The organism is Microcoleus sp. T3_A4 (assembly GCF_036700465.1).
Taxonomy (GTDB): domain Bacteria; phylum Cyanobacteriota; class Cyanobacteriia; order Cyanobacteriales; family Microcoleaceae; genus Microcoleus.
The window spans coordinates 40217-49328 of record NZ_JAUBOY010000051.1 but is presented as its reverse complement, the minus strand read 5'-3'; the positions used below and the strand labels follow the sequence as shown (position 1 = coordinate 49328).

Annotated in this window: 8 protein-coding genes; 4 read left to right on the top strand and 4 right to left on the bottom strand. The window is 44.6% G+C overall.

The features are described from left to right. Nucleotides 1-80: 80 nt before the first annotated feature. Nucleotides 81-2651, top strand: a complete 2571-nt coding sequence (locus tag QUA07_RS24395; RefSeq protein ID WP_333330263.1) for a tetratricopeptide repeat protein — start codon at nt 81-83, stop codon at nt 2649-2651. Between the two features lie 53 nt (nt 2652-2704). Here QUA07_RS24395 and QUA07_RS24390 read toward each other — a convergent pair whose 3' ends face one another. Both QUA07_RS24390 and QUA07_RS24385 read right to left on the bottom strand, forming a co-directional pair. Then, nucleotides 2705-3220 (bottom strand): isoprenylcysteine carboxylmethyltransferase family protein, encoded by a 516-nt coding sequence (locus QUA07_RS24390; protein WP_333330260.1) that lies wholly within the window; start codon nt 3218-3220, stop codon nt 2705-2707. Between the two features lie 162 nt (nt 3221-3382). Next, nucleotides 3383-4327, bottom strand: a complete 945-nt coding sequence (locus QUA07_RS24385) for an aldo/keto reductase (protein WP_333330269.1) — start codon at nt 4325-4327, stop codon at nt 3383-3385. Nucleotides 4328-4470: 143 nt separating this feature from the next. On the opposite strand from QUA07_RS24385, the gene QUA07_RS24380 reads away from it, so the two are divergent. The 3 genes from QUA07_RS24380 to QUA07_RS24370 all read left to right on the top strand — a co-directional run bounded on the left by QUA07_RS24380 (nt 4471) and on the right by QUA07_RS24370 (nt 7087). Continuing rightward, nucleotides 4471-5904 (top strand): BCD family MFS transporter, encoded by a 1434-nt coding sequence (locus QUA07_RS24380; RefSeq protein WP_333330257.1) that lies wholly within the window; start codon nt 4471-4473, stop codon nt 5902-5904. 121 nt (nt 5905-6025) lie between these two features. After that, nucleotides 6026-6856 (top strand): inositol monophosphatase family protein, encoded by an 831-nt coding sequence (locus QUA07_RS24375; protein WP_333330254.1) that lies wholly within the window; start codon nt 6026-6028, stop codon nt 6854-6856. 66 nt (nt 6857-6922) lie between these two features. Then, nucleotides 6923-7087, top strand: a complete 165-nt coding sequence (locus QUA07_RS24370) for a hypothetical protein (RefSeq protein ID WP_333330251.1) — start codon at nt 6923-6925, stop codon at nt 7085-7087. 279 nt (nt 7088-7366) lie between these two features. Here the strand turns inward: QUA07_RS24370 and QUA07_RS24365 are convergent, their stop codons facing one another. Continuing rightward, complete coding sequence (locus tag QUA07_RS24365) at nt 7367-7948, bottom strand: NAD(P)H-dependent oxidoreductase (RefSeq protein WP_333330248.1); 582 nt, start codon at nt 7946-7948, stop codon at nt 7367-7369. 38 nt (nt 7949-7986) lie between these two features. Continuing rightward, nucleotides 7987-8868, bottom strand: coding sequence for a ChaN family lipoprotein (locus QUA07_RS24360; RefSeq protein ID WP_333330245.1), 882 nt, complete (start codon nt 8866-8868; stop codon nt 7987-7989). Between the last annotated feature and the right edge of the window lie 244 nt (nt 8869-9112).

Here is a 9112-nt window from a genome sequence, read left to right as displayed (position 1 = left end):
TTTTAAATCACCCTAACCTTCCTTCAGTCTTGTCTTATGGTACTCTGGCTGCTTAAAAACTGTCCGGAGTATTGTTAGAAGTGCGTCGAAATTTAGGCGATCGTACTGGGGAAGCAGCTACTCTCCACAATCTTGGAGACGTATATGGATTATTAGGCGAATACCAAGCAGCGTTAGAAGTATTGCAGCAAGCTCTCGTTATTCGTCAAGAGTTTAACGATCGAGCAGGAGTTCGTAACACTCTCAATCATCTTGGTGCTGTTTATCAAGAAATGGGGGATTATTATCGTGCTTTAGAGTTCTATCAAAAAGCTCTTACTATTAGTAGAGAAGAGAGAGATCGAGCTGGTGAAGGACGTGCCTTAGCCAATCTTGGAATAATTTACGGAAATTTGGGAGAGTATGTTCGTGCTTTAGAGTTTTATCAGCAAGCGTTAGCGATATTTGAAATTTTAAATAATCCTACTTATAAAGCTGATATTCTCGATCGAACTGGTTCAACCTATAGCGAACTGGGTCAATACTCGGAAGCACTAAACTTATATCAACAAGCTTTAGCTACTTATCAAGCAACAAATAATAAACGAGGCATGGGAACAACTCTTCATAACATTGGTTTGGTTTATGTTAAAATGAGTCAGTATGCCCAAGCATTAAACTCCTATCAGCAAGCTTTAATTATTAGGAAAGAGATTGGCGATATTACAGGATTTGGAAAGACCCTTAACAATTTAGGCGTAGTTTACCAGCAGTTAGGTCAGTATTCTCAAGCCATAGATGTCCTCAAACAAGCATTGTCAATTTTCCAAAAGCTTGGCAATCGTAAGGATGTAGGTGATACCCTGGACAGTTTAGGTACAGTTCATCAAATAATTAGTCAATATTCCCAGGCTTTGCAATTATATCAGGAATCTTTAGCAATCCGTAAAGAAGTAGGCGATCGCCCTGGAGAAAGAATTACTCTCAGTAACATTGCTGACGTAATCTCCAAACAAAATCAACCAGAATTAGCCATAATTTTCTATAAAGAATCTGTCAACATTACCGAATCAATTCGCACCCAATTACGCTCTCTCCCCGCCGAACAACAGCGCTCTTATACAACAACTGTCGCCGATACCTACCGCCGTCTCGCCGATTTATTACTGCAACAAGACCGAGTTTTAGAAGCACAACAAGTCCTCGATTTACTCAAAATTCAAGAAATAGAAGATTATCTCCGTTCCGTTCGGGGAAACGAACAAACGGCACAAGGCATTCCCTTAACTCCTCAAGAACAGCAAATTCGCAACAGGCACAAGGAAATTTTAAATAGAGAAATTCAACTAGGCAGAAAGCTTGCTGAATTAGAAAAAATTCCCGTAGCTAACCGCACCTCCCAACAGCAACAAGAAATCGCCAATCTCAGGCAAATGCAGCAGGAAATGCGCGGCACATTCAATGAATTTATTAACTCCGCTGAAATTGTTGCTATTGTCCGACTACTCAGCCCTAATGCTAGAGTACAAACTGTGAATCTAGCTCAACTCAATACCATACGGGGAGACCTATTGCAGCGGTTAGAAAAAAAAGCCGTATTGATTCAGCCTTTAATTTTAGAAGACCGTTTAGAATTGGTAATAACAACTGCTGACTCTCCCCCATTCCGACGTACTGTAGCAGTTAAAAAACAAGAACTCAATCAAGCAATTGTGGAATTTCGCATGGCTTTGGAAGATCCCACATCCGATGCCACAATCCCAGCTAAGAAACTTTATAATTGGTTAATCAAACCCCTAGAAGACGATCTGACTGAAGCACAAGCTAAAAGCATTATTTATGCTCCTGACGGACAGTTGCGCTACATTCCTCTAGCAGCTTTATATGATGGTAAACAATGGTTGGGGCAGCGGTTTGCCATTAATAATATTACTGCTACGAGCCTCACAAAATTCAATGTAGAAACGGCTTCTCAACCTCGCATTTTAGCTGGTGCTTTTGCTGCGGGTCGTTATAATATTGAACGGGGGTCTACTCGATTTGGTTTGTCTGGTTTGCCATTTGCGGGGCTGGAAGTAGAAAATTTAGCTGCGATGATGCCAGGAACTACAAAATTAATAGATCGGGAATTCAATCGTGCCACAATGATTCCCCGCTTGCCAGATTATAACATTATTCATTTGGCAACTCATGCTATGTTTGTTACCGGACAACCAGAAGATTCGTTTATTTTGCTAGGTGATGGGGCTGTAATTACCCTGCCCGATATTCAAACTTTAAACCTACTAAATGTAGACTTGGTAGTATTGAGTGCTTGCGAGACGGGGATAGGTGGTAAACTAGGTAATGGAGAAGAAATTTTAGGTTTTGGCTACCAGATACAGGAAACAGGAGCAAAAGCTGCGATCGCTTCTTTATGGAAAGTACATGATGGCGGTACTCAAGCATTGATGATTGCTTTTTATACGGCGTTGCTGTCAGGAAATAAGAAGGCAGAAGCTTTGCAAAAAGCGCAAATTGCCTTAATTACAGGTGATGATTCGGTGTTCGGTCGATCGGCCAATTTATCAATTTTAGCTCAAACTCGCAGCGGTTTGAAACCGTCAGTGGCCAGTCGTTTGCATCATCCATACTACTGGGCACCGTTTATTCTAATTGGTAATGGTCTTTAAACAGTTGACTGTTGACTGTTGACTGTTGACAGCGAGGTTTTTAGATCGAACTTTTAATAAATTCCGGGAATTATTTTTTTTACTCGCTGGCGGTACTCTGAATAGTCTGGATATTTTTTGGTTAACCAGGTTTCTTCTCGGTTGGCTTTGATCTCGAAAAGTATTATTAATAGTGCGCTGGCTATTAAGTGGGATATGCTCATTTGGAAAAGTGTCCAGCCGAGGGCTGCTAAAATTAAGCCGCTGTATAATGGATGCCGCACTATTCCGTAAATGCCTGTTTGGACTAATTCTCCGTCTTCTCTGGGATATGGTAAAGGTGTGAGGTTTTTTCCTAAGTCTATCAATCCTTTGATGATGAAAATTAATCCGGTTAAGCCGAGAATACTGGCCATAAACCAGATAATATAAAGTAAGTGGGTTGATTGAATTTTTAATCCTGGCAGTTGATAAACTGGTAAGATTACAAATCCTGTGAGCAATCCTCCTTGAAGCAAAACTAAATATTCGCCGCGGCTGTTATTGCGCCAGCCTTCGCGTGTGAAGCCCCAGTCAGTTAAGATTTTCATAGTAAGACAAAGGAAGAAGGAAGGCACGACACTGATTTTGACACGGATACACGGATTAATTATCGAAGGTGAAGAATCGGAAGAAGGCAGTGAACTGTAGGTTGGGTAGACCGAAGTAAAAACAACCTACAGTCAACAGTCAACAGTCAACAATTAACAAATTTATTCTCGCCAAGGACGAGTCATTAGTTCTAATTGATTGACTTCATCTTGGCTCAAATTCCAGCCTAATGCGCCTGCATTTTCTTGGGCTTGTTTGGCAGTTTTGGCGCCGGGAATGGGGATGACTCCGTTTTGGCATATTAACCAGTTTAGGGCAACTTGGGCGGGCGTGCGATCGCGCTTTCGGCCCATTTTCCGCAGGGTGGACATGACTAATTCGATTTTTTCGATGCCGCTTTTACTGAAGCGGGAGTCCATTTTGCGGGCTCCTGTAGGTTGTTCTTGGGCTGTGTATTTGTCGGTGAGCAATCCTTGGGCTAAGGGGCTGTACGCTAAAATTGTGACGCCCAATTCGCGGGCTGCACTCACAATTCCTTGTTTTTCTACTTGCCGCGACAGCAATGAGTAGCGGACTTGATTTGTTGCTAGGGGAACGCCTCTGGCTGCTAGTATTTTGTGGGCTTGCCGCATCTGTTCTACTGAATAGTTGCTGACTCCTACTGCTTGAATTCTGCCTTGTTTGACTTCCTCGGCTAAGGCGTTCATTAGGGTTTCTTGACTCAGTAAAAAAGTGAAGGGCCAGTGCACTTGGTAGAGGGCTATTTGTTCTACTTGCAAGCGTTTTAAGCTGGCACTCAAAGCGTCGGAAACTGATTTTCCTGTAATCCGCCAAGGTACGGGGCCGAATTTTGTGGCTATTTGCACGGGTTGGGTGGTTTTTTTGAGAAACTGCCCCAGCAATTCTTCTGACAAGCCGTTACCGTAGACTTCGGCTGTGTCGAAAAAGTTGACTCCGCTGTCTAGGGATGTTTTGAATGCTGCTTCGACTTCGGCGGCGCCGTAGTTGCTGCCGTAGTTCCAAAATAGTTTGTCGCCCCAAGCCCAAGTTCCGACGCACAGGGGAATGACGGCTGGGCCATTTTGTCCTAGGGTAATGGTTGTCACGGTTGGTAAATCCACAATTCTTTATTATCTATTATTTTTATATAAATACTCGCGATCGAGCTTCTAGCCTGGGGAGGAATGGCGGCTGGTGGCGGGTATCTCAGTTACTATAAATGAGTCATGCTGTGTTTATTTGAATAGTTATGTCGATCGACCGTTTGCCAGATTCTAGATTAACAGATTCCGCGACTCCTGCTATCAAAAGAGTTACCCTCGCGACTATGTTCCGGTTGGGTTTGTTTCAGATGGGATTGGGCATGATGTCGATTTTGACGCTGGGGGTGCTCAATCGCGTCATGATTAAAGAGTTGGCGATTCCGGCTACTGTGGTGGCGGGTACCCTGGCGATGCACCAGTTTGTCGCGCCGGCTAGGGTGTGGTTTGGGCAAATGTCTGATGCTAAGCCTTTGTTTGGCCATCACCGCACGGGTTATGTGTGGGTAGGAAGCGTTTTGTTTGTGATTTCTGCTTTTTTGGCGGTACAGGTGATGTGGCGCTTGGGCAGCAGTTTGGAGGCTGTGGGGTGGACTACTCCTACTTACGGTTGGGTGGGTTTGTTGGGTTTGATTTTTGCACTTTACGGTATTGCTATTTGTTCGAGTTCGACTCCTTTTGCGGCTTTGTTGGTAGATGTTTCGGATGAGGAGGATCGATCGAAGTTGGTGGGTGTGGTGTGGTCGATGCTGATGGTTGGTATTATTATCGGGGCGATTGTTAGCAGCGGTTTGCTGAAGCAAATTGATGGGGATGTGCCGCGAGAAGTTTTGCAGGCTTCGATTAATGGTTTGTTTGTGAAGGTGCCGGCGCTGGTTTTGCTGTTGGTGGGGATTGCCACTTTTGGGGTTGAGAAAAAGTATTCGCGCTACGGGGCGCGATCGTCCGCAGTGAATCGAGAAGATAAAATTACTCTGGGAAGTGCGCTGCGGATTTTGACTGCTAGCCGCCAAACCGGTTTGTTTTTTACTTTCCTGCTGATTATGACAATTTGCTTGTTTATGCAGGATGCGGTTTTGGAACCTTACGGCGGGGAAATTTTTAAGATGCCGATTTCGGAAACTACTCGGTTGAATGCTATTTATGGTACTGGTACTCTGATCGGTTTGAGCGCCACTGGTTTTTTAATTGTGCCGCGCATTGGCAAGCAAAATACGATTAGGTTGGGCTGTTTGTCGGTGGCGGCTTGTTTTGGTTTAATTATTTTATCTGGATTTACTGGTAATCCAATTGTGTTTAAGTCGGCTTTAATGTTTTTTGGTTTTGCTTCAGGTATTACGACGACTGGTGCGCTGAGTTTGATGTTGGATTTGACTGCTGCAGAAACTGCTGGGACTTTTATTGGCGCTTGGGGTTTGTCGCAGGCGATGGCGCGAGGTGTGGCGACGATTAGTGGCGGTGCTATTTTGGATTTGGGCAGAAGTTTGTTTGGGGTGCCGATGTTGGCTTACGGGTTGGTGTTTGCGGTGCCGGCGGCGGGTATGATTCTGGCTGTTTGGTTGTTGGGTAGGGTGGATGTTCGGGAGTTTCAGGATAATGCTAAAAGTGCGATCGCCACTATTCTTGAAAATGAATTAGACTAAGGTTTTGTCAGTTGTCAGTTGGCATTTGTCAGTTGGCAGTTGGCAGTTGTTAGTTGGCAGTTGTAATAACGAATAACCAACAACGAATAATCAATAACCAATAACTAAGAACGAATAACTAATGACTAATTTTTGGGATTCTATTTTAAGTTTTGCACGGGTTACTGTCGAGAGAGTCGGACAGCAGTTGTTGCAAGATTTCGGTTCCGCGCAAGCGGATGAAAAGGATGACGGGAGTTTGGTGACGAAATCCGATAATTGGGCGGATGCAGAAATTAGAAGTGCGATCGCATCTGCTTTTCCGAGTCACGGGATTTTAAGTGAGGAGGGCGAACACGTTTTCCCCGATACTGAATGGTGCTGGGTTGTAGATCCTTTGGATGCTACCACTAATTTTGCTAGGGGAATTCCGATTTGGGGTATTTCTTTGGGTTTGTTGTATCGCGGAACCCCGGTTTTTGGCTGCGTGCATTTGCCGCCAATTAATCAGTCTTTTCACGGTTTTTATGCACCTGATTTTACGGGCGGCGTGTTTGACAATATGCCTCAAGGTGCTTTTTTAAACGGGCAGCAAATTCGGCCGACTGCTGATAAAATGAGCGGCAATCATTTTTTTAATTTGTGTTCGCGGAGTGTGGGAATCGGGCCTCATCTTCCGAGTAAAGTTCGGATGTTGGGCATGGCTAGTTACAATTTTTTGACTGTGGCTTCGGGTGTGGCTATGGGAGGGGTGGAAGCGACTCCGAAAATTTGGGATATTGCGGGGAGTTGGGTAATTGTGAAGGCTGCTGGTGCGGTTTGGTTGCCGCTGGAAGCCCCGGCTATTTTTCCGCTGGAAGTGGGGAAGAATTACGGCAGGATTTCTTATCCGACTTTGGTGATGAATCGGCAGGAGTTGGTGTCCGTGTTTTTGCCGTTTGTGGAGGCTTGGAAGAAGAAAAAAATGGGGTAATTTACGCGCGAGTGAAGCAATCCCGTAGGAAATCGAGCAATTATTAAATAAAACTGCAGGGCAGGCGTGACGGAGGAGTCTCCCACGCCTGCCCTGCTGTTTGGAAGAAATATACCGACCGATGACCGATGGTTTAAGTATGTCTACTGTTGTCTATTTCTGCCAATCTGCGATCGGGTGGTTTTATTTTACGTCGATCGGGTGATGCGGTGGTGGTACAATTTGTGGTAATGTTTTCACGAGCTATTATCTCTATGAAATAAAATTATACCCCTTTTCAAGTAGAGGCACAAGGGTAAATAGATTTACTGCGGTGTGGGAAAAAGTAGATGAGTGGTATATTGGCTATGTCGAAGAGTTAGCCTGTGGGAATATCCAAGAATAAACCTGGGAAGAAACTCGGAAAAGTCTGCGGTTGGCGATCGCACTTGATGCAGCCAGCCAAATAACAGATACTAGGATTAGGGACACAACATTGCTGTGTCCCTACTGCAAAATGAATTTATTGCTTCAGGCGATTAATTTCGACAGCACATTAGACAACTTAGCACCGAGATTCTCAACAGCGTCCTGCTGTTTGGGATCTTTCATCGTACCGTCAGCATTAAATGCTTCAAAAGCTTGGGGAATTGCTTTCTGATCCGGGAGCACCAATACGTTAATATTCCCCAGGATCGATCGCAAATGCACTAATCCCCGCAAACCGCCAATTCCCCCTGGGGAAGCACTCATAATTACCGCTACTTTGCCAGTAAATGCCACCAATCCCGGTTCACCCGGTGCTGGGCGCGATACCCAATCGATCGCATTTTTCAACACAGGCGTAATTGAACTGTTATACTCAGGGGAAGCTATCAAAAACCCGTCATGCGCTACCATCAATTCCTTAAATTTGCGGGCATTTTCTGGCATTCCCTCTTTGGCTTCCAAATCTTCGTCAAATAGCGGCATCGGCAAATCGCGCAAATCTACATAAGTAACTTCTGCACCCGCCGCCGTAGCCCCAGCCGCCGCAACTTTTACCAGCAGTTTGTTATAGGATGCTTCGCGGGTACTTCCGGCAAATGCAAGTATTTTTGGTCTGTTTGTCATTGATTTTTTCCTGATTATTGCTTCCGCGTATAATTGTACTATTCCGAGTGATTCCAAACAAAGTCAGCAATGGGTCTATCTGCCGACAAAACAGGATTGTCATTGGAGTTGAGTAAAACCGATCGCACTTTTACATTCCCGACTCCCAAACGCCTCTCGACGCGACTGGGAATGCCGTAACCGTAAATAATGTGTCCTTTACCCGCCAACACCACAACTTGATAGTCGGGGTTTGCTTTGACAAATTCAGCGATTTTTTCTGCCATAGTTTCGTCCCACAAAACTTGGGCTTGCAAAAATCTTTCAAAAGCCGTACTATTTCCCTGTCCTGCCTTTTGGTGTTGCTGGAAAACTTCTAGCAGCAGTTGCCGGTATTCGGGGTTGTCGGTGCGAATTTCTGATATTGGGGGAATGTGCTTTTTTTCCTCGGCAGTGAGGCTTTCTAAACCTTGACTGGCAACTTTTCTCGTTACTTCGGAGGGTGTATTTAAGGCGAGGACAGGTAGTTGATTTTCTTTGGCAAACCGCAAAATGGGGGCGTAAGATTCCCAGGGAAAGCGCCATCTGCGATCGTACTCTGTTTGCTCGACTAATTGCTGTTCAGTCAGTTTACCTGCTAAGTAGTTGTCGATCACACTTTGGAAGGGACGCTGAAACATTTCCATCGCGATCGCAATTTTCCGATTTTGCCGCTGCATTTCTCGGATAATCTTTAGTTGAGCTTGGTGGTCTTCCGCGCTATCGTGGGTTTCTCCCAGATACACGACTTTTGCCTTTACCAACTGTTGCAGAATCTCTTGGTTAGTGTAAGTTTGCCCAGGTTGAGGGTTCGCCGTCGTTTGCGCTGTCACTACACTGCTGCACAGCAGGAAGATGCCCATCGATAAGGCGCACAGTTTGATGAGTTTGGTTGTTTTCATACAAATATTATGCCGTTTCTCGCAGCAGCAAGCACAACCGCACTCTACTATTTTAGCTGAGCAGCTAGAAAGCTCAATACTTAATTTAACTTCATAATTATCCGCAGTTACTTCTAAAAATGTAAAGTTTAGTTGCAGGTACTTGCGCTTCTAGAAGAAGGTGCTAAATTAATAATATGAAGCGAACAAAAAGCTTCTCTGACAGATACAACCTCTAGATACCACAGCGAAGTTCACAATAGAA

Coding starts and splice junctions, on each gene's coding strand:
- QUA07_RS24390 (WP_333330260.1), bottom strand. CDS start 3,220: ATGAAAATCTTAACTGACTGGGGCTTCACACGCGAAGGCTGGCGCAAT.
- QUA07_RS24380 (WP_333330257.1), top strand. CDS start 4,471: ATGTCGATCGACCGTTTGCCAGATTCTAGATTAACAGATTCCGCGACT.
- QUA07_RS24375 (WP_333330254.1), top strand. CDS start 6,026: ATGACTAATTTTTGGGATTCTATTTTAAGTTTTGCACGGGTTACTGTC.
- QUA07_RS24365 (WP_333330248.1), bottom strand. CDS start 7,948: ATGACAAACAGACCAAAAATACTTGCATTTGCCGGAAGTACCCGCGAA.
- QUA07_RS24360 (WP_333330245.1), bottom strand. CDS start 8,868: ATGAAAACAACCAAACTCATCAAACTGTGCGCCTTATCGATGGGCATC.